Raw genomic sequence first — 24,174 nt, 5'->3', positions numbered from 1 at the left:
AAGAAATGTCGGGCAGTATTTTTTCATCCTGTATAAAATTGATATAGAAAGGGGAGAGCAAATGGATTGGCTAAATAGAATTAACAAAGCATTGGATTACATAGAAAGTAATCTTGAGGGTGAGATAGATTATTCGAAGGTATCTCAAGCTGCATGTTGTTCGGAGTATCACTTTTCAAGGATGTTTTCGTCTATTACGGATGTTTCCCTGTCGGAATATATCAGGCGAAGGAGGTTAACCCTTGCTGCGTTTGAAATTCAAAGAAGTGATATTCGCATTATTGACGTAGCCGTAAAATACGGATATGACTCTGCGGACTCGTTTTCACGGGCTTTTCAAAAGCTACATGGGATAAATCCGTCCAATGCTCGTGATAAGGGGGTACAGTTAAAGGCCTTTCCTCGAATATCCTTTCAAATATCTATTAAAGGAGAAACCGAGATGGAGTATAGGATTGAAAATTTGGATTTTGAATTAAGGATTATTGGTAAAAAGAAAACTGTTGAAACAAGGAGAGGGTTTGAAATAATCCCTGCTCTTTGGGAAGAAGCTGTGAAGGAGGGTTTTGTTCAGACACTTGTTGATATGTCTTGGGAAAACCCAAAATGTAAACTGGAAAGTATATTGGGAATTTGTGGAAAGCAGGCAACCATAAACCATGAAGAATTTGATTACTTTATGGGAGTAAGGTACGATGGAGAGGTTAAAGAAGGAATGGAGGCTATTGTAATTCCACCGAGTACATGGGCGGTGTTCCCAAATACTGTGGAAGCTTGGAAACGTTTATATACAGAATGGATTCCGACTTCAGGCTATGAACTTGCTAATCTTCCATGCATTGAGTGCTTTTATGCACCTGATCATAACCCTAAAGATGAATTATGGGTTCCCATCATACCTAAATAATGAATAGATTTCTTTAAGAATGATTACCTTTCCTATATGCTCTCCACTTACACCTAAAAGGTAACTGCAAGAACATATAGGAGTCAGGGTAATGTAGTACTATAAATATCTAGCATCAACTCTTCAATTCGTTTATAATCAGGTTTGTCCGGCAGAGCAGTATTTGCAGCTGCCAATTTAAATTCATTCTCATAATCATCGACCATTTCAAAAATCTCGGTATAACTATATTTTCCACTGCGTATATCAAGAAAAAATGCTCTTTCTTTTTCTCTATACGTAGTTACACCTTTTCCTTTAAGGATTTCTGTGCCTGTTACCAGAAGGCGAATCAGATGCATAGCATGTTTGTTCAGATGAAGTTCATCCTTTTTGCTGTTTCTGTGATTCAGCTTGGAATAATCCTTAACTATATTGTTCATATCGGAATAAATATTTTTAAAGTCCCGGAGGGGATAATGCTTTAAGTTTACATCTATAAATATCTCCGTATCCATATCTTGTCTGTCAGATTTATCTATATATAAACTTATTTCCTTGTTAGTAAAACTTTTATAAGATCTTTGCAAATGTTCCATTTGCGACAGAATACTATTTAAGATATGCTGCTCCTTTTCAGAGTGGGGATAATTATCCCTTGCTAAAGCATTTTGCAGCCTTCTTAATTGGGCTGTGGCATAGCTGCCAAAACTTTGTATAGCTCTTTTTGATAGAAATAATTCAACATTGTCTCTAAGCAACTCCCCTTCTTTTGAAATGACAAGGAGATGTTCTTGTTTTGTTCCAAGAATCTCCAGTACATTGGGATTGCAATTTATACAAAGTAAGATGAATTTTTTAAGGCCGTATATAACCGTATCGGTTGATTTGTCTTCAAATTGCTCAAAGTCAGACAAACCCATAATATCCTGCTTGTTTTCCAAAGTAACGCCCCTGATATCAATATCGCTTGTATCTACATTGGTTCCATAGGCGATAGACCCACCGGTTGTGAGAATTAGTATATTATCTCCCAGATGAGAGTCTTTTCTTAAAAAATCATATTCTTTAGAATTAAGCTTATCTTTTAAGGCTTGAATATCCATAGGGGTCTCCTTTTATATACCTACCATTATTAAAGTATAGCATGGATCAGGTTGTGAAAGATTACTTTCTATATTATCATAAATAATATTATTATACTCATAATAAAAATAGGGAGATTTTTTAAGGAAGGTAATAATTCTAATGACAGAAGAAAAGAAATACGGACCGAGCCCGGATACTGTTTATCCTAAGGAGGAATTTACCAGAATTGCTTTTTTGAAGAATATAATAAAGAATCCGAATATCGTAGTAGGAGAGTACACCTACTACGATGATAACGACAACAATCCTGAAAAATTTGAGAAAAATGTGTTGTATCACTATGACTTCTTAGGAGATAAACTTCTCATTGGAAAATTTTGCGCTATTGCTTCTGATGTAAAGTTTATAATGAATGGTGCAAATCATAAAATGAAGGCATTTACAACATATCCTTTCGGTATCTTTCAAAATGGTTGGGAAGCAGGGATTCCTAAATTAAAGGATTTACCCTTTAAGGGTGATACCGTAATTGGAAACGATGTTTGGATTGGGTATGAAACTGTTATCATGCCTGGAATAAAAATCGGTGATGGTGCGATAATAGCTGCAAAATCAGTAGTTACGAAGGATGTGCCGCCTTATAGTATTGTGGGAGGGAATCCGGCTAAGATTATAAAAAAGAGGTTTGACGATGAAGTCATAGAGTATTTGCAACAAATAAAGTGGTGGAATTGGAGTGTCGAGAAGATAACAGAAAATATTCCTAATCTTTGCAGTGATGATATTAATAAGCTTAAGTCGATTGTTATAGAGGAATAAAATGAAATAACAGGACTTGTTGAGTCCAAACCGGCAGAATATTTACTGAACAGTATCCCTGAAATGTCGGATGAATTCCGCAGGCCAATGATGTTGCTTATATCATTAAGAAAATCCTACATAAAGCGTACGGGGAATGTCGGATAGGTTTACTTGAATTTTGCTATCCTATTGATGAAAGGAGGTCACAAATGGATTCGTTAAAGAGAATGAATGACGCATTGAACTATATTGAAGAAAATCTTGATAATGAAATTGATCTTAAGGAAGTGGCAAGATTGGCCTTTTGCTCGGAGTACCATTTTCAAAGAATGTTTTCTTTTTTATCTGGTATTTCACTATCGGAATATATTCGCCGCAGACGTCTTACAGTCGCAGCCTTTGAACTTAACAACAGCAACATCAGGATCATCGATTTGGCAGTTAAATATGGATACAGCTCACCTGATTCTTTTACGAGAGCGTTTCAAGGCTTGCATGGGATAACACCGTCAGAAGCGAGACATAATGGCAAATCCTTAAAAGCCTATCCAAGAATGACTTTCCAATTATCAATTAAAGGGGGAAATGAAATGAACTATCGAATTGTAGAAAAAGAGGCGTTTCACATCATAGGTATTAAAAAAAGGGTACCAATCGTTTTTAGTGGAGTTAATCCTGAGATTGCTGCAATGTGGCAAAGTCTAAACGAGGAAATTATTACTAAACTTAAAGAGCTGTCAAATGTCGAGCCCTTAGGACTTATTAGCGCATCTGTAAACTTTTCAGAAGGTAGAATGGAAGAAAAGGGTGAACTTGATCATTATATCGGTGTAGCCACAACGCAAGAATGTCCGGAAAATCTGGCAAAGATTGAGGTTAAAGCCTCTACCTGGGCAGTATTCGAAGCGGTTGGAACATTTCCGGATGCCTTGCAAAATGTTTGGGGACGAATCTATTCGGAATGGTTTCCAGCCTCAAACTATGAACAGGCAGAAGGACCGGAAATTTTGTGGAATGAGCATAAAGATGTTACTTCACCTACTTTTAAAAGTGAAATATGGATACCTGTTTTAAAAAAGTAATGTCTCCAAAGAATGAGATTACGTAGCCATGGAACTTGTAAATGCCTCTTACGTCAAATAGAGTATAAACAAAGGAGGCGGCCTCAATATGAAGAAAATACTAATCATTGTACTTGCAACTGTGTTAATGCTCAATATGATGGGGTGCATGAAAACATCCAATAATAAAAATGAAGAAAAGATAGGGATTCGGGGGCTAATTACCAAGGTCTTGACGGATGATAACAAAAAAGTAACTGGTATTTTTGTAGAGGGAAAGGTTGAAGGCGACACCATACATGATAAAGCAACAGTTAGCATAGATAAGAGTACAAAAATATCTGCAAGTGAATTGAAGGAAGGCATGAGGGTAGAAGTAGTTTTTAAAGGCGAGGTGATGGAATCATATCCTGTTCAGGGGAAGGCTAAAACTATAAAGGTCATTGATTTTGCAACATAAAAGTAAATGTATAAGCCTATCAGGAATTGTTATCACATATTCAGTATGATAATCAATTCCTGAATTTTCTTAAATAGCTATTTAATGGTATAATTATAGAAAATGTAATAGCCTTAAAGAGGTATCTTATATGAAAAAGAGATTACTTATCCTAATATCAGTAATATTTATATCTATAATCGGAACTGGCTTGTTTGGCTACAGTTTTTTAACGTCAGATTTAATTTCTACAACTCATGCCATGCTATTTACACGAAAACAAATGCATTCACCCCAGAGTCAAAGCTCAAAGGCACAATACTAAGTAAAAGGGAAGATGGAATCCGGATAAGTGAACCGGTTTATTTTGAAAATACGCATCAGCTTCATTTTGCAATGATAAAGAAACAAACTGACGATATGTTCAGAGCAAAAGCTGTTTTAACTTCAGAATCCCATAAAACAATGCAAAAAGATTTCAATATATTTGCAGGACCTGACTTTTTTATGTTCAAAGCTTACCGGGTTTATTTTGAATTTCCTAAGTTTGTACAGGGAGAAAAGTATACACTTGAAATATTTGAAAATGAACATTCATTAGGCAAAGTCGATTTTTCATTCAAATAATACAAATCAATCTGTTTGTTTGTCAATAATTCTTTACAATATACAAAAAGTGTTTATATAATTAAATATTACTAAATCTTACATAATAATTCTATTTTTAAGTCTATGGTCTTTTCTAATAAGAAGTCTCATTATACCGTGGACTGGACAGGGGTAATTTAGTTAATGGCAAAAATAATTACAGTAAATAATTTAGCAAAAAATTACGGTTCAATTGAAGCAGTAAAAAATGTATCCTTTGAAGTTGAAAAAGGAAGTTTGTTTGCATTTCTGGGTACAAACGGGGCAGGTAAATCCACAACAATAGATATATTATCCACACTTATAACCAAGAATTCGGGCAGTGTTGTGATAAATGAATGGGAACTGGGCAAGGATGACCAAAAAATTAGAAAAGATATTGGAGTTGTATTTCAAAACAATGTTTTAGATGATTTACTCACTGTAAGAGAGAATTTATCTGTCAGAGGGTCATTTTATGGTTTAAGCAGCTCCGATTTAAAGAAAAGAATAAGTGAGGCTTCAAAAATAACTGAATGCGGAGAGTTTCTTAATCGCAGGTATGGCAAGCTATCGGGAGGACAAAGAAGAAGGGCTGATATTGCTCGTGCACTAATAAATCAACCTAAGATACTCTTTTTAGATGAACCGACAACAGGCCTTGACCCTAAAACCAGAGCATCAATATGGAATACAATCAGTGAAATGCAGAAGCGCTTTGAAATGACCGTTTTTCTGACTACACACTACATGGAAGAGGCAGCAAATGCAGATATAATTACAATTATTAACAAAGGTAAAATAGTAGCTGAAGGTACTCCAAATCAATTGAAAGAGAAGTACACGGGTGATTTGCTCAAGATTTACGAGCCTAAAGAAATCGTTATAAATTATTTAAACGAAAAGAAGATTGCTTATATTAATAATAAAAATATACTTGAAATAAATATAGAAACTTCGGAGAAGGCAATTAGTATATTGTCTGATTTAAAAGGCTCCATTACATCATTTGAAGCGATACATGGCAATATGGATGATGTATTTTTAAATGTAATTGGAGAAGGTCAGGAGGAAGGCAAATGCTAAAAAAACTAATTTACCGTAATTCTAGCCTGTATTTTCGTGACAGAACATCAGTATTCTTTTCTTTGCTGTCAGTATTAATAGTCATTGCATTATATATTTTATTTTTAGCAAAAATGCAAGTGGACTCTGTTAATCAACAAACAAATGGTATGCTGAAGGGCGATGATTTGTCGTACCTTATAAACAGCTGGATTTTAGCAGGATTATTGTCCATAACCACAGTGACTAGTACACTGGGCGCATTAGGCACGATGGTAAATGACAGGGCGAACAGAATTGTTATGGACTTTAAAAGTTCACCGCTATCAGCAATGACATATCCGATTTCTTGTGTAATAACTTCCTTTGCAGTGGGAGCTATTATAAGTGTTATATCATTTGTAGTTTATGGCGCTTACATTTATTTTGGAACAGGGTACTTATTCGGCATCGGAATGATTCTAAAATGCCTTGGATTGATTTGCCTGTCAGCTATGATGAATGCTGCATTTATGGGTTTTTTGGTTTCCTTTTTTTCAACAAACAGTGCATATTCCTCAGCCAGTCTGATAATAGGAACAGTAATAGGTTTTATTAATGGCCTTTATGTACCAATGGGAGCATTGCCTGAAACAATTCAAAGTGTATTAAAGTGCCTGCCATTTGGCCATGTTGCTTCACTTTTCAGACGGGTACTTATGCAAGAATCCATTGATTTGTGCTTTAAGAATGCACCTGTATCAGTGCGTGAAAGTTATACCCATGATTTTGGAGTGGTTCTTGACTGGAATGGAAATGAAATCAGTTCATACATTTCAATTACATTTATCTTAATAGTTTCGTTGGTTTCATTAGTTCTGTTTTTCATAAATTTCAGACGGAAAAAACAAGAAATTTAGTTTTATACCATATTTTCTACTGGATATAAATAAAAAATTATACAATATATGGATTTAAATGAGGATTTAATGTATAATTTTAAGCTATAGATAAATGCAGTATACTCTATACAAAAATCTGTTTACTAAAGATAGTAGAGAGGGGCGAAGTAATATCATGTCATACAATAACAATGTAAAAATATTGGATTGTACCATAAGAGATGGCGGACTGATTAACAATTTTAGTTTTGAGGATGGTTTTGTAAGAGCTGTATATGACACATGTGTTGGTTCACATATAGATTATATGGAAGTAGGATACAAGTCAGATAAAAAAATATTTACAGGTAATCAGTATGGCCCTTGGAAGTTTTGTGATGAAAACGATATACGCAGGATAGTAGGAGACAACAATACAGGATTAAAGATCTCTGTAATGGCTGATGCAGAACGAACAGATTATCACACTGATATATTAAGAAAAACTGATAGTGTAATTGACATGGTACGTGTAGCAACTTACGCGCATCAAGTACCCACAGCTATTGATATGATAAAGGATGCTCATGACAAAGGATATGAAACTACTATCAATATTATGGCAGTTTCACTACTTACCGAAAGTATATTGAATAGTACTCTGGAGCAGTTATCAAAATCAGAAGCAGAGGTTATTTACATTGTTGACAGCTTTGGTTCTCTTTACTCAAATGACATACATAAACTGGTAAATAAATATATGCAGTATGCAAAAGCAGATAGAAAAAAAGTAGGTATACATTGTCATAACAACCAACAGTTAGCCTATTCCAATACTATTGAAGCCATTGGCCATGGGGCTGAATTTGTGGATGCAACAATAGCGGGATTGGGCAGAGGTGCCGGAAACTGTCCTATAGAGTTGATTCTGGGATTTTTAAAGAACCCAAAATATGATTTAAGACCGATTATTGAATGCATTGAAAAGCATATACCTGCAATAAAAAAGCAAAATAATTGGGGATTTGATGTGGCATATATGCTTACAGGGCTTATGAATAAGCATCCCCGTGAAGCAATCGCTTTTTTAGACAGTAAAAGAGAGGATTATACTAACTTCTACGACACCATGGTAAATTGCGATTAAAATAGGAAAAAGTGATGAAAAAAGGCAGAATTATGATATAATTGTAGTAAAATAAAGTTAGAAAGGTAATAAATTCCTGTAATGTTGCAATACAAAAAAATATATGGAGGTTTAAACCTATGTACCAATTGAAAAGAAACAGAATTGCAAGAATTTTTATTTGTATGATGTTGGTTATGACCATGATTCTGCCTGCAGGTTTAGCAACAAATGCAGCAAATGCTGCTGCAAAGACGTCAATTCCAAGTAAAATGACTATTGGGGCAGGAAGTTTTGTTAGTAGTATTGATTTTTATTCTAAAGATGCTAAGTATACTTTCGTTGTATCAAATCCGGTAAAAAAAGCCACTTATAGCTTTACGTCAAATAACAATAATATAGTAAAAGTAGCAGCAAGTGGAACTACTGCATATTTGACAGGAGTAAAGGCAGGAAGTGCTATTATTACTTGTAATCAGAAATTAAACGGTAAAACAACAAAAGTCGGAACTTGTACTGTTACAGTAAAGAGTTCAACTGTATCACAGGATTTTATACCTAATATACCAATGGGAACAAGTTCTTCCAGTGAGCCTGTTGATTTCTCTTACCGTAATAATAATGCAACATATACATACGTTTCAAATAATAAGAATTTTTCCATGAAAGAAATTTTGAGTAAATTTGATGATATGAATTTCATTGCACGCACTTTTACTGCAAAAGCACCCGGAACTTATACCGTAACTGTTAAAGAAACCTATAATAAAGTTACCAGAACAGTTGGTACAATTAAGTATACTGTAAAAAAAGCAACAATGGCAGGTGACACATCAGTAGATTTAGGCTCCAGAATGTGGGCATTTGATCTTATGAATTATTATAGGTCAGATGTTAATTACCTGTTTGTTTCTCAAGACGAAAAAATTGTTGACACGTATAGTGAGGAGAAAACCGTTTATTTAAAAGGATTAAAAGTAGGAACTACAAATATAACAATATATGAAAATACATCTACTCCTGATAAAAACAAGCTGGTTGGAACCTGTAAGGTAACTGTTAAAGAGGTTGTATTGGAAGATCTCGAATGCGATTTTGATGAAACAGAATTGTATGTAGGTGATGCTCCGGTTAAGTTATATATATCAAAATATCCTTCTAACGCACCGGGAACCATTACTGTTACTTCATCAGACACTAAGGTTGTTACAGTTTCACAACCTGATGAGGAAGGCTTTTGCCTTATTAAATCCGTTGGTGCAGGAACAGCTACTATCACTGTAACTTGCGGTGACATCACAAAGACTCAAAAAATTACTGTCGATAACATTCCTGCCGAAGATGACTAATATTTTATATACATGAAAAGTGGCTCTTGCAAAACTGATTTTGTTTTGCAAGGGCCACTTTTTTATTGCGGCATATAAGCTGTCCTGCCGTTATTTGAGGTTTTTAGTATTAATTCTGATATATCTCTGGCTGATTTTTTCATTCCGCTTTTGAGCCACATTTGAATGACGCCCACAGCACCTGAGGCTAAAAAGTGGAATAAATATTCTGCATCATCTTTATTTACTGAGTTGCTTCCGAGAATAGGAAGAAAATGCTGCTGCCCTATAATAATAATGAATTCTTGCTGAAACTTCATATCCCCGTTTAAATTGAGCAAAAGGTCAAAAAGTTCGGCGTTATCAGCAATATAATCAAGAATTCTCTCTATAATTCTAACGTCAATTAAATTGGTTTCTTCAAAATTGTATTCATTTAAGTATAGATTAATATCGCCAATAATTTCATTTTCAATTTGTTGAAGTAAATCATACTGGTCAGTATAATGTGCGTAAAAAGTTGCTCGGTTAATATCCGCATCTTCACAGATTTCTTTAACTGTAATTTTTGATAAAGGTTTTTCTTTTAAAAACTTTACAAAACTGTCTTTAATAACCATCTTGGTGTATTTTACACGGCGGTCCGAATTCTTTGTTTCCATAAGTGCCTCCCCGTACCAAAAATTAGTTTTGCTAAATACTAAACATTTTTTTAGTATTTGTTGGGTAACTTACATTTATTAAAATTCTGATTGTTGTATTAGTTTCACACTGTCAATATAATATATCTAAGTTGGATTGTCAACACAGTGTTTAATAAATCGGAGGCAGAGAATGGCGCTTATAAAGTTTGAAAATATTAAAAAAGAATATGCAGTAGGTGACGTTAAGATTACGGCAGTTGATGATTGTACTTTCTCAATAGAAAAAGGCGAGCTGGTTGTCATACTTGGTCCGTCAGGCGCAGGTAAAACTACAGTTTTAAATCTTCTGGGTGGTATGGACAGTCCCAGCGACGGTAAACTTATTGTTGATGGCAACGAAATCCATAAATACAACAAAAAAAAGCTTGTAAGCTACAGACGTAAGGATATAGGATTTGTATTTCAATTCTATAACCTTGTAGGGAATCTCACTGCACTGGAAAACGTCGAACTTGCCTGTCAGATATGTTCAGATTCATTGGACCCCAAAACGGTCTTGGAACAGGTTGGGTTAGCTGACCGAATGGCGAGTTTCCCAACTCAACTATCAGGAGGAGAGCAGCAGCGAGTAGCTATAGCACGGGCAATTGCAAAAAATCCAAAGCTGCTTTTGTGTGATGAACCAACAGGTGCCTTGGACAGCGTAACAGGTCAGAGGATTATTGAGCTTTTGCAAAAAAACTGTAAGGAAATGGGTATGACTACAGTTTTAATTACTCATAATGCAGTCATTGCAGATATTGCAGATAAGATAATAAAAATAAAAAATGGCACGGTTGTGGATGTTATTAAAAACAATAATCCTAAAAAAGCCGCAGAGATTGTGTGGTGATTAATATGCTGTATAAAAATACTCTTAAAAAAATAAAGAAATCCTTTGGAAGATATATATCCCTCTTTATTATAGTAATGATAGGTGTTGGTTTTTTTGCAGGGATACAAGCCACGACACCTGATATTACAGACATAGCAGATAAATACTATAAAGAGAATAATCTATTTGATTTTAAAATAGTCAGTACATTGGGTTTGACTGACCAAGATGTTAATGCTATTAAGAAACTTAAAAATGTAAGTACAGTGATACCAAGCTATTCACTGGATGTTTTGAATAAAGATAAGGCTATTAGGGTTCATGCAATAGAAGAGGGGGTTAATAGCTTTAAACTTGAGGACGGCAGAATGCCTGAAAAAGATGACGAGTGTATTGCAGACAGCAAAACCTACAAAACAGGGGAGAAAATAAAAATTACAAGCGATACGGACAAAAAGCTGAAAAACAAGGAATATACCGTTACAGGCACAGTAAAAACAGCGCTTTACCTTGCCGAAGACTATGGAAACACCACTATAGGTGACGGAAAGCTGTCCTCCTTTGCTTTTATTAACAAGGATAATTTTATTATAGATGCGTATACGGAAATATATCTTATTGAAGCAGGTACCGTAAAAACAGCGGCATATTCCAAAGAGTATGATACTGAAGCCTCAAAGCTGAAAGACGAACTTCTGAAAATAAAGTCGGACAGAGAAAATGCGAGATATCAGGAGATTTATACAAAAGCTGACAGTGAAATAAGAAAAAATGAAACCAAATTGAAGGATGAGAAGGAAAAAGGCGAAAAGAAGCTGGCTGACGCAAAAGCTACCCTTGATGAAAATGCCGGAAAACTGGAAAAAGGAAAAGTTGAGCTTATAGCCAACGAGGCTAAATTGAAAAGAAATACCGAAAAGCAAAATGCGGAGTTTGCTTCGGCAAAAGCAAAGATATCCACGGGTTGGAAGGATATAAATAATGCACTTAATCAAAATAAATTAAAGAAAGAAGAATTAAACACAAAAATCAGTGAGCTGAATTCCGCCATTGGGGGAATGAAGGTACAGTTAAGCCAGCTTCCCGCGGAAAGTCCGGAATATATAAAGCTCAATGCCACTATAAATCAATATTCCGAAATGCAAAAAGGCTTGATAAAGCTCAAAGAATCAATAACTGAATTGACCACTCAGGAAGCAAAGTTAGATAAGGGGATTAAAACCTTTAACGGTGAAATTGCTAAAGCTGCAAAGAAAATAGAAGAGGGTAAAATAGAATTAGCTGAGAATGAAAAAAAATTGAAGGACGGGTATGCGGAGTATAATAAAAATCTGGAAAAGTTTAATAAGGAAATAACGGATGCGCAAGAGAAGATAAGTAATGCAGAAAAAGACGTTTCTGATATTGAAAAGCCAAAATGGCATATATTTGGCAGAGAAGCAGCCGTAGGATATAGGGAACTAAAATCCGGTATAGACGTGGTTTCGTCCGTTGCAGCACTTTTTCCATTCTTTTTCATACTCATTGTAATGCTCATGGCATCAAACTCAATGGTCAGGATGATAGAGGAAGAGAGAAGCGAGCTGGGTACGTTAACCTCATTGGGGTACAAAGACAGAAGTATAATTTCAACCTATCTGTTCTATGTACTGTCTGCTTCAGGCTTGGGAGCTGCTGTAGGATTCTTCACCGGCTGTGGTATTATTCCCCCGTTGATTTATTCAACCTTCAGATTTAATCTGCCGCCTCTTGCTATTAAATACAGCATGGGAACATTTTCGTTAATTTTACTTATTACCTTTGTCCTTATGAGCATAGTAACGGTTATGTCATGCTACAAAGAGCTGAAGCAGAAGCCATCGGCACTAATGCGCCCGGTTCCCCCTAAAAACGGTAAAACAATTATTCTGGAAAGAATTAAACCTCTATGGAGCCGCTTGTCCTTTACGTGGAAGGTTACTTTGAGAAATATGTTCAGGTATAAAAAGAGAGCCTTAATGACTATTGTTGGAGTAGCAGGTTGTACAGCCCTTCTTCTTGTCGGTTTTGGTCTGAGGGACAGTATGAATGGTGTTGCGGAAAAGCAGTATGGTGAAATCTTCCGTTATGACAATGTGTTTATTTTAAAAGACGAAGTAAAAAATATACAAGGCGATTTGGAAAACCTTTTAACAAAGGAACAGGTAACGGAACCACTGTTAATCAAGCAGACTGCCTTGAAATGTGAAACAAAGAGCAAAACCTACGACGCTTTTTTAATAGTGCCTGCTAATGAGAAGGCTTTTTATAAATATTTTAATCTGAGAACTTCTTCTGACAAAAATCAGTTAACCCTGAATGACAGTGGCGTCATTATTACGAAAAAACTTTCAGAGGTTTATAATGCAGGAAAAGGCGATACCATTACAGTAAAAGATGCTGAAAATAATTCATATAAGCTGACCGTTGGCGGTATTGCAGAAAACTATACAGCTGATTATATTTATATGAACAATAATATGTACCATAAGATTTTTGGTAAAGCTGCATCCTATAACGCTATTGTGTCAAATCATAAAGCAGATGAAAAGGCTTTTGCAGAAAGGCTTATTGACAGTGGCTTTGTTTTAAATGTGGTATTTAACGGTGACTTGATAAAGAAAGTTCTTGACAGTAATGAAAGCCTTAACAGCATAATTCTGTTGCTTGTGGTAGTTGCCTCGCTTTTAGCAATTATTGTTCTTTATAACCTGACCTCCATCAATATCAGTGAGCGAACCCGTGAAATTGCAACGCTGAAGGTGCTGGGTTTTACTGATGAAGAAACAAACGGTTATATTTACCGTGAAGCCTTTATCCTTACGTTAATCAGTATTGGGGTGGGCTTGATATTGGGAATTTATATCCACGGTCTGGTAACAGACGTAATTGGAGAAAATTCAATGGTGCTGTTCAAAAAAATAAAATGGCTTAGCTTTTTACTGGCATCGCTACTCACAGTTATATTCTCTGTGGTTATGCAAGTAGTAACTTATTTCAAATTGCAGACGATTGATATGATAGAATCACTGAAGTCGGTGGAGTAGAGATAAAACAATATCAATATTTTATATTTTGGTAGCTTCACCAGACTAACTATGCTATAATACGATTAAATAATGTCGAATATTGTAAAACACGGAAAATTTATATTAGATATGGGGTTAAATATGCAAGTAGGAGATAAAATATCATTTGGCAGTTATGATTGGCGAGTACTTGACATAATAAACGATAGGGCTTTGGTTATAACCGAATATATTATAGAGCAGCGTTCTTACCACAACGCTTATATAGATATAACATGGGCTGAATGCTCCTTAAGAGAGTATCTCAACAGTGAATTTTATGACAAATTCACCGCAGCTGATAAATCAAGAATAATTCAGGTACTAAATAATAATCCTGACAATCAGTGGTATAAATCAAAAGGCGGAGAAGATACCCAAGACAGTATTTTTTTATTAAGTGTTGAGGAGGTTTGCAAGTACTTCGGTAACAGCCTTTCAAAACTTTATAATCCGGGAAAAAATCAGAGGTATTGGTTTGAAAGAAAAGATGAAAACAACAGTAAGCGAATAGCAAGAATTCAGGGTACAGAATGGGGTAGTTGGTGGTGGCTTCGGTCCCCCGGCCGCATAAACGTAAAAGCAGTGTACATCCACGGGACTGACGGTAATATAGGTATCCAAGGCAACAATATATTAAAGGGCAACATCAGCGACGGCAGATGCACAGGCGGTGTTCGTCCTGCCTTGTGGCTCAAGCTGTAATATGTTGATAAATTTAGCAGTAGGAGGAGTTAAAATTGGGCAGGTACGAAGAAGGATTAAAATTAATCGAGGAAAGATGCGGCAACGGAAAAGATAATATCATCTCTCTCTCAACTATCGCAATGGAACCAAACAGCGAAGGAAAATCCCGTCCATATGTCCGTGATGTAGATGCTTATTATGAGGATGGCGTGTTTTATGTTACAACTTGGGGCGCATCAACAAAGATGCAGCAGATAGCTCAAAATAATGAGGTTGCATTTTCGGTTTGTTTGGGGTGGTTTTCAGGAAATGGAATTGGCGAAAACCTCGGATGGGTATTAGACCCCAAAAATGCTGAAATAAGGACTAAACTTCGTAAGACATTTGCCGAATGGTACGACCACGCAAATGATGAAAAGAATGAAAACTGCGTTATTTTAGCTATCCGCATTACAAGATGTACTGTAATTAAAGACCATGGTGCTGTACGTTACAATATGGATTTTGTGAATAAAATAGAGACTCAAGAAGGAATAATCAGGTAGATAGGCATAAGTCTACAAGCTGAAGGTGTTGTTGTAGCATTAAATTTTATCTTTTTTACCTGTACGCGAGTATAAATTGTATCAATGGAAGCTTGGTTAAAGATATTTGCAGTTGTTTATCGGCGAATGAGGATATTTTACCGGAAAACCTATACGAGGTAGGTTTTAGCGACACAATGAATCATGGATGATGAATGTGAGCGACGGTAAAATATCCTAAGATGAGCCGATATAAACTCTTGCAAATATCTTGGAAGCAATCATTGATACAATTTTATACGGGAGTACCTGTGTTAAAAAAGAAAACTTTCTGTTTTACAGCTACCCTTTAAATTATCTTTGCCAAATCACGGAAGCATCAATGGAGGCAATGTCCTTTGAACAAGTTCTTGCCATTACACCTGCAAGTTCTTTAGTCATTTCTTCGATTATATTCCGCACCCCGTCGGCGCCGTCCTTATTCAGGTGAGGGATTAAGGTACGACCAACGGAAACTGCGTCAGCACCAAGAGCCAATGCCTTAAATACGTCTATACCGCTGGCAATACCGCAATCTACGAAAATCGGTATACTGCGTTTTACCATTTTTGCAATCTTAGGCAGTACCATAAGTGGAGGAACTGCATAATCTATAATTCCGTGGTGATGAGAGATTACTATACCCTTAACACCTGCTTCAAGGCATTTATAGGTATCCTTTTCACTAAGTACACCTTTAATTATAAAAGGCAGTTTTGTGGCATTTACAAATTCTTTGATTTCATCAAGGGTTTTACCAGACATAGGAAAGCCCAAAACATTGTCAAAATCTCCTTTACTGTTAAAGGAATGGTCTATATCCATGCCAAGGGCGAGTACTCCGCACTTCTCAGCATGTTCAATTCTCTTAAAAATTATATTATTATCAGAATGAGGCTTAATAATTTTAATTGTTTTGGCACCGGTGGCTGTTATTGCTTCCAACTCAGCTTCATCACCCATGCCTGTCCACATGACTGCATTGGAAGCCTTTGCACCTTTTGCCATTTCTACCATTCCGTTGTTTCCATCGATTTTGAGATGAGACAATGCAGCGGTCATAATAGGTGAAGAAAAATTTTCGCCATAAAGCTCCAGTGCAGTAGACGGTAGTACAGAATCTATGTGACGCATTTCAATCAGAAGGGAATCAAAGTAGTGGCGGGTGATTTCATCTGAATCTCCTGCTCTGTAATTATGTTGTATATTTTGTTTCATCTTAAACCTCCACCTGTGTATTTTATTTGAAGTTTATTACATTATACTTCCCTTGTCCAAGTAATCCATACACAACCTGAATACATCCTCATAGCTTTTGCTGCTGCTTGTAGGAGTTGCCTGAATTACATATACAATATTTTTGCCGGGGACTACATTTATCCCTTGACCTCCGTAACCCCTGCAGGCAAAGCCACCTTCAAAAAGCCAGAAAAGAGAGCCGTATTCCTGTGCGTTAGGAGAAGGCTGAACAGCAGCATTTATATAGCTTTCGCTTAAAATATCGTTACCTTTATTTAGAAGCAGAAAACCAAGCTTGGCCAAATCATTAGCAGATAAATCGGAGTGAGCCTCAATAGCGAAATCTCTGTCTATATTGTAATTTATACCTCCCGGCAGTTTTGCCCATTCGTCGCTTGTTATTCCAAGAGGCTCATACAAATAAGTCTTGCAAAATTCGTAGGTATCCATTTTGGCGGCCTTGGAAATAACTGCAGAGAGTAAAATGACGTCCCATTCCTTATAGACGAATTTTGCTCCCGGAACATTTGCCATTGCTATATCAGCCAAATGCTCCAGACAATTATCAGAACGCCAGAGCTGCTCAAGCATGGGGCAGTGATAATGAATTCCGCCGTTCCAGTAAATGCCGGAAGACATGTTCAGCAGATGTCTAATGGTAATCAGCTTGTGATAGGGATGATTGTCAGCAGCAAATTCACTTAAATAATTTGCAACAGGCTCATCAATACTTTTTATGTAACCCTTATCAAGACATATTCCCGTACAAACAGATAAAATGCTTTTCCATATGGATTTTATATTATTACGGCTGTTTTTAGTGAATTTATTATAATACTTTTCCACAATGGGCTGACCATCCTTAAACAGAAGAATACTGTTTATAAGTCTGTATTGCTTTTGCTTTATATAAGTGTCTATATGTTGTGAGAGCTTGTTGTTCATTTCAAGTACCTTCCTATTATGGAGTTTTGGTTGTTTTTCAAAGCTGCGGGAGAGTCTGCTGCAATAAGTTCTCCACCGTCACTTCCACCACCCGGTCCCATTTCAATTATGTAATCACAGTTAGACAATATATAAGGGTCATGTTCGGTGACAATAACTGTATTGCCTTTTTCTACAAGTTCTTCCATGAGCTTCATAAGCCTTACACTATCGTGAAAAGACAAGCCCGTTGTAGGTTCATCCAGTACATAAACAGAATCCTTAGCTGATTGTCCCTTTGAAAGTTCCTTTGCCAGCTTTATACGCTGACTTTCACCTCCTGAAATAGTTGGTGTCTTTTGTCCAAGAGTTATATAACCCATACCTACTCTTTGGAGGGTAGCAAGTATTTTATCTATCTGATTATCCTTGCCTTTAAAAAAGGCTACCGCTTCATCTACGGTGAGGGAAAGGATATCTCTGATATTTTTACCGTCCAAAGTTACTTCAAGAGCTTGGGGTATAAACCCTGTTCCACTGCAGGCATCACATTGGGTATCAATAAAATTCCCAAACCCCACATGATAATGTACTTCACCGTCACCTTTGCAAATCTTGCAGCCACCTTCAGAATTAACGGTAAAAAGCCCGGAAGGCATACCGCTTTCCTTTGCAAATAAAGTGCGGATTCGGTCAAAAACTCCTGTGTAGGTAGCAGGACAAGAGGTGCGGCTTCTGCCGATAGGCTTTTGGTCTATTACCAAGCATTTTTTAATTTGCTCCCATCCAGTTATAGCAGAATTATCTTCCGAAATTTCTTCACTTTCCTCGTCTTCGCTCCCAACAAATTTATCATTTAGCAAAGTTTTTAACTTAGGAACGAGGGTATCTGAAATAAGGCTGGATTTTCCGCTGCCGGATACTCCTGCAACACCTACCATTAAGCCTAAGGGAATGGTGACATTTACGTTATGAAGATTATGAATATTTGCATTCTCAATTTTGAGTGTTTTGTCAGAATTAACTGTTCTGTAGATTTGCTTTATATTTAAAAGGCCGTTATCTCTTAAATAGGGTGATGTGTTTGAACTGTTACAATCCAGAAATTCTTTAAAGCTCCCTTGGAAAATCCGCTCTCCGCCGTTTATTCCCGCAAGGGGGCCAAGGTCAATAATATAATCGGCACAACGCATGAAGTTTTCGTCATGCTCTACAGCTATTACCGTATTACCACGGTTTACAAGATTACTTATTATTGAAATAAGCTTTTCTTTTTCCACTTCATGGAGACCAATTGTGGGTTCGTCAAAAACAAATATTATACTGTCCATTTCAGCAATAATGTATGATGCCAGAAACAATCTTTGTATCTCACCCCCGGACAGAGTTGGTACCGGACGGGAGAGGGAGAGGTGGTGAAGTCCCACGTCAACCATACAAGAAAGCTTGCTTATTATCTCATTTAGGAGAGGCGAGCTTTTTAAAGGAGCACTGCCGAGAAACTCAAACAGGTCTTTAATGTACATGCTATCAAGTTCAGATATAGTTTTACCTCCTATGGTAGTGCTGGAGGCGTGCACCCCAAGCCCCGTACCGCCGCATTTCGGACAAGAGGAATTTGTCATGTAGCCTGCTTCCGTGAGCAAATAGGAAAGACGACTATTAGTTGAAAATGCACCATTTGTAACATGGAATATCCATGGAATAAATCCCATAAAAGAGGACTTTCCGCCGTCCCCGTATTTCAGGGAGAATAACTGCTCCTCTGAAAGGGAGGATAATTCCTGACTTGGTGATATGTTATGGTGCTTGTAAAAGCTGTCCAGCAATTTCTTGGTACTGCCTCGTTTGCCAACTCCCAGACAAACATCTTCAACCTTTAAAGACAAGTTTCCAAAAAGCTTTCCTTCATCTACTTTTTTTACAATTCCTGACCCCAGGCATTTAACGCACATACCCTTAGGAGAATTCTTCTGGAACATTTCCATAGACAGTGGAAGACCGTCATTAAAGCTGCTGTCACTAGTCCCATAAGCTGCAAATAACATGGCAAGGATATTGCTGATTTTTGTACGTGTACCTACCGTACTGCGTGGGTTGGACTGCCGGATAATTCTCTGTTCAACTGCAACAGTAGGAGAAAGGCCCGTTATTGAGTCAAAGGTGGGTGTGCTGTCAATCATAAACTGAGTACCTGAAAACATGAGATAGCGACGTTTGCCTTCTTCATAAAGGGTATCAAAAGCCAGACTTGATTTTCCGCTGCCGGATACTCCGGTAATAACCGTAAGTTTGTTTTTAGGGATTTTTATGTCTACTCCTTTAAGATTATGTATTCTTGCATTTTTGATTTCAATAAAATCGTTAATTGAGATTCACCCCACAATAAAAAATATATGATAATTTTACCATAAACATAAAGTAAAGAATATTGAACAATTTTAATTAATTATAGCATTTTATACTTTTTTACATATTATGTATTGAGGACTATGGCGAATTTGAATAAAAAATATCGTAATGAGCGATAATATCCATGAGGTGAAGCTAATTTGGCAAAATATATTAAAAACCCTATACCAATTGAAGCAATTGAATACAGACGAGGGCTAGAAGACGGTTTTGATGACATTCAGACTGCTATTAATGCAGGATTGGATACTGATAATTATGTAAACCCTGATACTTGTAATGAGATTCCGTTTATAATAACGCTGGAGGGAAAGCATTATATCAGCAAGGGAGACTATATTATAACAGGAGTTGACGGAGAAAGGTATCCATGTAAAAAGGATATCTTTTTAAAGACTTACACAATATTAAATGTTTAATAATTTAATATATTAGTTTCTTGAGGGCTTTTTTATGCTAAGCTCAACAGACCTCCAAGCTTTATTTTCCTTTTCAACTATGGACTTAACATTTGAAATCAGCAATTCATGCCTGTTTAGCTTGTTATAAGGAGCTGATTCAGTTAGATACAGGCGTTTGTGATATTCCAGAATTTCAGCCGTTGTACGGTATTCAATCCACTTTTTTTGTAAACCGAAACTTGTCTTAAAAGCAGACAGGATAGTAATAAATGAACCCATGAGGGCAACAATATATTTGGTCTGGAAAAATACATCATTAAATAAGGCGGTAAAAGGAATAAAGGCTGAAATAACTATGTCCAGAACAACAAAAAGGTTGTACAGCTTTTTGTTGGAGGCTGCCTTTTTATCATAATAATTAAGGTTTCTGTATAAATAATTTTTAGCATAAAATCTGTTTTTATCATTCATATGGTTTACCTAATAACTCATTATAAAATTCCTTACTATTTGCAATGTATTTAAAGGCGATTCGGATAAATGAATATATTTTTTGATATATTCCGGTATTCGGTTGTCCTTAGATACATCAATACTGCTATCCAATGAAATGGGGCATATTTCTTTAATTCTGTTTAATTTATTTAAATAAATTGCCTGACTCAATTCACGCTGTACAAATTGGCTGTTAAGTGAATTACTTGTTATAAACAAAATGAACAAGTCAATTTCATATAATCTTTCAAGGATATTGTCAATGGGGATGTTCTTTTTGTAAGGAGGCAAAAAGTAAAACAGTTTATATTTTTCAGGCAGTGTTCCCAAGTCAGCAATTATATACTTAATATATGTTTGGTCGTGACTGCTGCATGATAAAAATATATTTACCATTTTATCCTCTCAATATTTGTAAGATTATAGTACATTGTATGCCTGTACTATAGAAAACATGTCAAAAGGGAAGTCGTTTGACGACTTCCCTTTTGACATGTTTCTAATTACCCTAAAGGCAGTTGAGTCACCAGCCCCAAAATATATCCTTTTAGAATTTGCATATCCAAAGCATCTATTGAGTTGTCCCTGTTAAGGTCAGCCGCCTTTGTGTCAATGTTCTGATTAATGCCTAAAATATATGACTTCAAGGCAATCAAATCAAGTGTATCAATTTGTCCGTCCTTATTAGCATCTCCATATAATATAGTTGGTTCATCAGGGCTGCCAAGTAATACACCATTTTTACCAAGGACGATTTTATGATCCAGACCGATAAACTTTCCTTCGCTGTTTTTCCATAGTACGGGATATAAGTAGTTGTCGTACTTATTGTCATTCCATTTCAGGTCTCTTCCGCCGGGGAAAGCGGTTCCTTCACCACGGGTAAAAAGTCCTCCTGTATCCGCTGAGTCAATATTTATACACCAGAAAGTGTGATGGAGTTTGTATTTGTTTTCTAAAATGTAGTCTCTCATACTTCTAAGATATTTCTTATTGGCCTCCAGAAGTTTGTCTTCTCCTTCCGTGAGTCCGCCCCATTCACCTATAAGCAGAGGGGAAGTTCCGTTTTCCATAATATAAGCCCAATTGTCCTTCCAACACTTTTCATAAAGAATTTTCTTTGCTGTGGCATCATCGCAGGTCGGGAAATCACCTTTGAACCACTCCTGCTCAAAAACCATAGGACCGTAGTCATGAGGTGAATAAACAAGCTGCTTCTGATAAGCTCCCAGATTAATAGGGTGATCTTTTACACCCCTCAGGTTGCCGCCCCACCAGTTGCCGTAGTAGTCATTGGTACCTGTCCATGGACTTGTATCAAAGGAATCATCATTCCATAAACCATCTTTTGGGTACATCTCAACACCTTCAACAAAAATCAATGCGTTAGGATGAACCTTCATTATTGCAAGGGCCGTTTCTTGTGCTACCCTTTTCCAGTTGTTTGCGTGTGCTGAGTCATCCCAGATAGCACTTTGGGATTTCATTTTCAATGTTCCTGCATTTGTATGAGGTTCATTTTTTAAATCAAAACCAATAATAGTATCATCGTTTTTATAGTGGTCAGCCACCCAAACCCATGCTGCCTTGAACACATCCTCTGTTATGGTGCCGTTATACCATAAGGGATAGGTATGACCCATATTGTCAGTTTCTGCACTATGTACGTCGAGAATAACCTTGATACCGACTCTTTTGAAGTTTTCCAGCATAAAGTTAAAAAGCTGGTAACTGTTCAAGCCTTCCAGAGCGGCATTATTGTAGCTTGTATCCGTAGAAGCAGGATATTCACCTTTACTCCAGGCATATAACAGATCTGTTGCAATAGGCATTCTGACAACGTTAATTCCTTTGTCTGCAACCATTTCGATATCCGCAACAATATTACTGTGATATGAATCCAAAAGCATTTTTTCACGGCAATTGAAACCAAACCAGTTGGCACCTGTAATCCATACCTTATTGCCGTATTTGTCTACAATATTTGTGCCTTCAACATGCAGCCAGTCATCACCGGGCTCTGCCACACCGGGTTCCGCTGCTGAAACCTTTGTTACTGACGGGATTAATAATGTCAAAAACATTACTAACACAAGAAATAAACTAATTGTTTTTTTCATACTTTTTCCTCCCAAATAAAATAAAATACTAATACATTTCTCTTTTGGAAATTAAATATTTAAGGGAATGAAAGTTGTGAATTGGAATAAATGAGAAAAGTACTTCAAGGAACCTTTAATTTGTACTTTTTATCCACCTATCACCTCCATGGACTAAATAATTAAAAGTCATACAAATAATACCATATAATCAACATATATACAACAAAATATCTTTTTTTGTCGTTAAACCATAAAAGAGAATGTAATTTGATTACAATACTTGATAATTTATGGTAAAATATTAATAAATGTATTAAATTTAATAAAAATTCTAAAAGAAACCCCTAATAGGAGTATTGTATGGAAGATAACTGTTTTAATCTTAAAACCATATTAGGTATTTTGTTTAAAATAACAAAAAAAAATGCAAATATACTGGCAGATAGATATTTACTTAAAGAAGTTTCCATAATATCTAAATGGAAAAATAACAAAACAGAAATTAAATCTGAAGATATATACAGAATTGTAGATTTTGCAGTAAAAGAAACAAGTAAAGTACAGCGTAAAATGATTAGAAAAGAAATACTAACTGTAATTGACTGCTCTTCCGTTACAGAAGAAATAAAACAAATGCTTACGGAAATAAAAGACTTTGGTGAATTTATCGAAGAATCTTTAAATGTATGTACTTCATGGTCCTACGATGTACCTGATGCAGACATAAGTAACGGACTTACCGGTAAGCTCGGCAGTGAAGATGACTACAGCTTGGAGTTGGATAAGGGACTGGAAGGGGGCTATAAAGGAATTGTTAAGTTTGATCTTGAGCTGATTAAAAATAATCAGGAAAGTACAAGCAATAAGAAAAATTCTCTACTAAAAAACAGTGAAATCAATGTGATACCAAGAAACAAACTTGGTAATGCAAAAAAGTTTATAGAAGCGAGAAGCGTTTTAACCGTGATTTTGATTGTTGCTATTTTAAGCTATACATTTATTCAGGCAAGTAACAATAATAAAAAAGTAGCTTCTGACATAAATCCAACTCAAGCCTCTCAATCAGCAAATCAGTCAAAGAAGCCTGTAGAAGCAGTTCAAGGGGAAGTTGCGGCAAAAAAAGACAAAACAGTGCCGACAAAGAAGTCGGATGAAAATAAAACAAACCCAAGTCGGGAAAACCAGAATAATAATCAGAAAAAAAGTCCTGCTTCTGTTGATAAATCCAAAAATAAAACTATAAACAGACCAAAAACAAATAATAATATAAAGACTCAAACCGAGCAGAAAAATAACGACATAAATATAAATATATCAGGAAGTTCTGATTTAAACATTGGGGTAGGTAACAACATTATAATTAATAACAACAAAACTAATGAGGCTTCAGATACTTCATGCTCCAAAGGGAAGACAGCTGCATCATCAGCTCAATCCACTGATAAAAGCAAAAAATAGAACTTTA

24 protein-coding genes are annotated in these 24,174 nt (G+C 36.1%); 16 read left to right on the top strand and 8 right to left on the bottom strand.

Features of this window, described 5'->3' with window-relative positions; genetic code table 11:
- Positions 1-61 precede the first annotated feature (61 nt).
- Complete coding sequence (locus tag P0092_RS15895) at positions 62-907, top strand: AraC family transcriptional regulator (protein WP_004616500.1); 846 nt, start codon at positions 62-64, stop codon at positions 905-907.
- 83 nt (positions 908-990) lie between these two features.
- Here the strand turns inward: P0092_RS15895 and P0092_RS15890 are convergent, their stop codons facing one another.
- Complete coding sequence (locus tag P0092_RS15890) at positions 991-1,992, bottom strand: nucleotidyltransferase domain-containing protein (RefSeq protein ID WP_004616501.1); 1,002 nt, start codon at positions 1,990-1,992, stop codon at positions 991-993.
- A 142-nt stretch (positions 1,993-2,134) separates the two neighbouring features.
- Here P0092_RS15890 and P0092_RS15885 point away from each other — a divergent pair, with 142 nt between their 5' ends.
- The 9 genes from P0092_RS15885 to P0092_RS15845 all read left to right on the top strand — a co-directional run bounded on the left by P0092_RS15885 (position 2,135) and on the right by P0092_RS15845 (position 9,303).
- Positions 2,135-2,794 carry a Vat family streptogramin A O-acetyltransferase gene (locus P0092_RS15885; RefSeq protein WP_004616502.1) on the top strand — a complete coding sequence of 220 codons (660 nt, stop codon included), beginning with the start codon at positions 2,135-2,137 and terminating at the stop codon, positions 2,792-2,794.
- 191 nt (positions 2,795-2,985) lie between these two features.
- Positions 2,986-3,858, top strand: a complete 873-nt coding sequence (locus tag P0092_RS15880) for an AraC family transcriptional regulator (RefSeq protein ID WP_004616503.1) — start codon at positions 2,986-2,988, stop codon at positions 3,856-3,858.
- Between the two features lie 88 nt (positions 3,859-3,946).
- Positions 3,947-4,297 (top strand): DUF3221 domain-containing protein, encoded by a 351-nt coding sequence (locus P0092_RS15875; RefSeq protein WP_004616504.1) that lies wholly within the window; start codon positions 3,947-3,949, stop codon positions 4,295-4,297.
- 130 nt (positions 4,298-4,427) lie between these two features.
- Complete coding sequence (locus P0092_RS15870) at positions 4,428-4,601, top strand: hypothetical protein (RefSeq protein ID WP_004616505.1); 174 nt, start codon at positions 4,428-4,430, stop codon at positions 4,599-4,601.
- 71 nt (positions 4,602-4,672) lie between these two features.
- Positions 4,673-4,903 (top strand): hypothetical protein, encoded by a 231-nt coding sequence (locus tag P0092_RS15865; protein WP_004616506.1) that lies wholly within the window; start codon positions 4,673-4,675, stop codon positions 4,901-4,903.
- A 165-nt stretch (positions 4,904-5,068) separates the two neighbouring features.
- Entirely contained in the window at positions 5,069-5,989 is a 921-nt protein-coding gene (locus P0092_RS15860; RefSeq protein ID WP_004616508.1) for an ABC transporter ATP-binding protein, read from the top strand.
- On the top strand, positions 5,983-6,867 hold the full coding sequence (locus P0092_RS15855) for an ABC transporter permease (protein WP_004616512.1): 885 nt from the start codon (positions 5,983-5,985) through the stop codon (positions 6,865-6,867). The genes P0092_RS15860 and P0092_RS15855 overlap by 7 nt, the downstream gene beginning before the upstream one ends.
- A 157-nt stretch (positions 6,868-7,024) precedes the next feature.
- Positions 7,025-7,975 (top strand): aldolase catalytic domain-containing protein, encoded by a 951-nt coding sequence (locus tag P0092_RS15850; RefSeq protein WP_004616514.1) that lies wholly within the window; start codon positions 7,025-7,027, stop codon positions 7,973-7,975.
- A 119-nt stretch (positions 7,976-8,094) separates the two neighbouring features.
- A complete protein-coding gene (locus P0092_RS15845; protein WP_004616516.1) occupies positions 8,095-9,303 on the top strand; it encodes an Ig-like domain-containing protein in 1,209 nt (402 codons plus the stop codon).
- A 62-nt stretch (positions 9,304-9,365) separates the two neighbouring features.
- On the opposite strand, the gene P0092_RS15840 is transcribed toward P0092_RS15845, so the two are convergent.
- Positions 9,366-9,944, bottom strand: coding sequence for a TetR/AcrR family transcriptional regulator (locus P0092_RS15840; RefSeq protein WP_004616518.1), 579 nt, complete (start codon positions 9,942-9,944; stop codon positions 9,366-9,368).
- Positions 9,945-10,116: 172 nt separating this feature from the next.
- On the opposite strand from P0092_RS15840, the gene P0092_RS15835 reads away from it, so the two are divergent.
- The 4 genes from P0092_RS15835 (at position 10,117) to P0092_RS15820 (ending at position 15,118) form a co-directional block, all read left to right on the top strand.
- Complete coding sequence (locus P0092_RS15835) at positions 10,117-10,818, top strand: ABC transporter ATP-binding protein (RefSeq protein WP_004616520.1); 702 nt, start codon at positions 10,117-10,119, stop codon at positions 10,816-10,818.
- Between the two features lie 5 nt (positions 10,819-10,823).
- Positions 10,824-13,865 carry an FtsX-like permease family protein gene (locus tag P0092_RS15830; protein ID WP_276186967.1) on the top strand — a complete coding sequence of 1,014 codons (3,042 nt, stop codon included), beginning with the start codon at positions 10,824-10,826 and terminating at the stop codon, positions 13,863-13,865.
- 123 nt (positions 13,866-13,988) lie between these two features.
- Positions 13,989-14,591, top strand: a complete 603-nt coding sequence (locus P0092_RS15825; protein WP_199398931.1) for a DUF6273 domain-containing protein — start codon at positions 13,989-13,991, stop codon at positions 14,589-14,591.
- 35 nt (positions 14,592-14,626) lie between these two features.
- Positions 14,627-15,118: a hypothetical protein gene (locus P0092_RS15820; protein WP_004616528.1), complete on the top strand. Its 492-nt coding sequence runs from the start codon at positions 14,627-14,629 to the stop codon at positions 15,116-15,118.
- A 333-nt stretch (positions 15,119-15,451) separates the two neighbouring features.
- Here the strand turns inward: P0092_RS15820 and P0092_RS15815 are convergent, their stop codons facing one another.
- The 3 genes from P0092_RS15815 to P0092_RS15805 are packed head-to-tail and all read right to left on the bottom strand — an operon-like array spanning position 15,452 to position 19,668.
- Positions 15,452-16,354, bottom strand: coding sequence for an alpha-hydroxy acid oxidase (locus tag P0092_RS15815; RefSeq protein ID WP_004616530.1), 903 nt, complete (start codon positions 16,352-16,354; stop codon positions 15,452-15,454).
- A 36-nt stretch (positions 16,355-16,390) separates the two neighbouring features.
- Positions 16,391-17,320, bottom strand: coding sequence for a serine hydrolase domain-containing protein (locus P0092_RS15810; RefSeq protein WP_004616532.1), 930 nt, complete (start codon positions 17,318-17,320; stop codon positions 16,391-16,393).
- Positions 17,317-19,668 carry an ATP-binding cassette domain-containing protein gene (locus P0092_RS15805; protein ID WP_004616534.1) on the bottom strand — a complete coding sequence of 784 codons (2,352 nt, stop codon included), beginning with the start codon at positions 19,666-19,668 and terminating at the stop codon, positions 17,317-17,319. Before P0092_RS15805 ends, P0092_RS15810 begins: the two co-directional genes overlap by 4 nt.
- A 183-nt stretch (positions 19,669-19,851) precedes the next feature.
- On the opposite strand from P0092_RS15805, the gene P0092_RS15800 reads away from it, so the two are divergent.
- Positions 19,852-20,130, top strand: a complete 279-nt coding sequence (locus P0092_RS15800) for a hypothetical protein (protein ID WP_004616535.1) — start codon at positions 19,852-19,854, stop codon at positions 20,128-20,130.
- A gap of 12 nt (positions 20,131-20,142) precedes the next feature.
- Here P0092_RS15800 and P0092_RS15795 read toward each other — a convergent pair whose 3' ends face one another.
- The 3 genes from P0092_RS15795 to P0092_RS15785 all read right to left on the bottom strand — a co-directional run bounded on the left by P0092_RS15795 (position 20,143) and on the right by P0092_RS15785 (position 22,727).
- A complete protein-coding gene (locus P0092_RS15795; RefSeq protein WP_004616538.1) occupies positions 20,143-20,583 on the bottom strand; it encodes a DUF4231 domain-containing protein in 441 nt (146 codons plus the stop codon).
- 9 nt (positions 20,584-20,592) lie between these two features.
- Complete coding sequence (locus P0092_RS15790; RefSeq protein WP_004616540.1) at positions 20,593-21,003, bottom strand: TIR domain-containing protein; 411 nt, start codon at positions 21,001-21,003, stop codon at positions 20,593-20,595.
- Positions 21,004-21,110: 107 nt separating this feature from the next.
- Positions 21,111-22,727 (bottom strand): cellulase family glycosylhydrolase, encoded by a 1,617-nt coding sequence (locus P0092_RS15785; protein WP_004616542.1) that lies wholly within the window; start codon positions 22,725-22,727, stop codon positions 21,111-21,113.
- A gap of 342 nt (positions 22,728-23,069) precedes the next feature.
- On the opposite strand from P0092_RS15785, the gene P0092_RS15780 reads away from it, so the two are divergent.
- Entirely contained in the window at positions 23,070-24,167 is a 1,098-nt protein-coding gene (locus P0092_RS15780) for a hypothetical protein (RefSeq protein WP_004616544.1), read from the top strand.
- Positions 24,168-24,174: the final 7 nt, after the last annotated feature.

The sequence above is a fragment of the Ruminiclostridium papyrosolvens DSM 2782 genome (assembly GCF_029318685.1).
Lineage (GTDB): Bacteria > Bacillota > Clostridia > Acetivibrionales > DSM-1351 > Ruminiclostridium > Ruminiclostridium papyrosolvens.
The sequence above is the reverse complement of the archived record's forward strand: the minus strand, read 5'-3'. Positions and strand labels throughout refer to the sequence as shown.

Bases quoted from the DNA above. Each gene is read 5' to 3' on its own strand.
- P0092_RS15895 (WP_004616500.1), top strand. From the start codon at position 62: ATGGATTGGCTAAATAGAATTAACAAAGCATTGGATTACATAGAAAGT.
- P0092_RS15890 (WP_004616501.1), bottom strand. From the start codon at position 1,992: ATGGATATTCAAGCCTTAAAAGATAAGCTTAATTCTAAAGAATATGAT.
- P0092_RS15885 (WP_004616502.1), top strand. From the start codon at position 2,135: ATGACAGAAGAAAAGAAATACGGACCGAGCCCGGATACTGTTTATCCT.
- P0092_RS15880 (WP_004616503.1), top strand. From the start codon at position 2,986: ATGGATTCGTTAAAGAGAATGAATGACGCATTGAACTATATTGAAGAA.
- P0092_RS15875 (WP_004616504.1), top strand. From the start codon at position 3,947: ATGAAGAAAATACTAATCATTGTACTTGCAACTGTGTTAATGCTCAAT.
- P0092_RS15870 (WP_004616505.1), top strand. From the start codon at position 4,428: ATGAAAAAGAGATTACTTATCCTAATATCAGTAATATTTATATCTATA.
- P0092_RS15865 (WP_004616506.1), top strand. From the start codon at position 4,673: ATGATAAAGAAACAAACTGACGATATGTTCAGAGCAAAAGCTGTTTTA.
- P0092_RS15860 (WP_004616508.1), top strand. From the start codon at position 5,069: ATGGCAAAAATAATTACAGTAAATAATTTAGCAAAAAATTACGGTTCA.
- P0092_RS15855 (WP_004616512.1), top strand. From the start codon at position 5,983: ATGCTAAAAAAACTAATTTACCGTAATTCTAGCCTGTATTTTCGTGAC.
- P0092_RS15850 (WP_004616514.1), top strand. From the start codon at position 7,025: ATGTCATACAATAACAATGTAAAAATATTGGATTGTACCATAAGAGAT.
- P0092_RS15845 (WP_004616516.1), top strand. From the start codon at position 8,095: ATGTACCAATTGAAAAGAAACAGAATTGCAAGAATTTTTATTTGTATG.
- P0092_RS15840 (WP_004616518.1), bottom strand. From the start codon at position 9,944: ATGGAAACAAAGAATTCGGACCGCCGTGTAAAATACACCAAGATGGTT.
- P0092_RS15835 (WP_004616520.1), top strand. From the start codon at position 10,117: ATGGCGCTTATAAAGTTTGAAAATATTAAAAAAGAATATGCAGTAGGT.
- P0092_RS15830 (WP_276186967.1), top strand. From the start codon at position 10,824: ATGCTGTATAAAAATACTCTTAAAAAAATAAAGAAATCCTTTGGAAGA.
- P0092_RS15825 (WP_199398931.1), top strand. From the start codon at position 13,989: ATGCAAGTAGGAGATAAAATATCATTTGGCAGTTATGATTGGCGAGTA.
- P0092_RS15815 (WP_004616530.1), bottom strand. From the start codon at position 16,354: ATGAAACAAAATATACAACATAATTACAGAGCAGGAGATTCAGATGAA.
- P0092_RS15810 (WP_004616532.1), bottom strand. From the start codon at position 17,320: ATGAACAACAAGCTCTCACAACATATAGACACTTATATAAAGCAAAAG.
- P0092_RS15795 (WP_004616538.1), bottom strand. From the start codon at position 20,583: ATGAATGATAAAAACAGATTTTATGCTAAAAATTATTTATACAGAAAC.
- P0092_RS15790 (WP_004616540.1), bottom strand. From the start codon at position 21,003: ATGGTAAATATATTTTTATCATGCAGCAGTCACGACCAAACATATATT.
- P0092_RS15785 (WP_004616542.1), bottom strand. From the start codon at position 22,727: ATGAAAAAAACAATTAGTTTATTTCTTGTGTTAGTAATGTTTTTGACA.
- P0092_RS15780 (WP_004616544.1), top strand. From the start codon at position 23,070: ATGGAAGATAACTGTTTTAATCTTAAAACCATATTAGGTATTTTGTTT.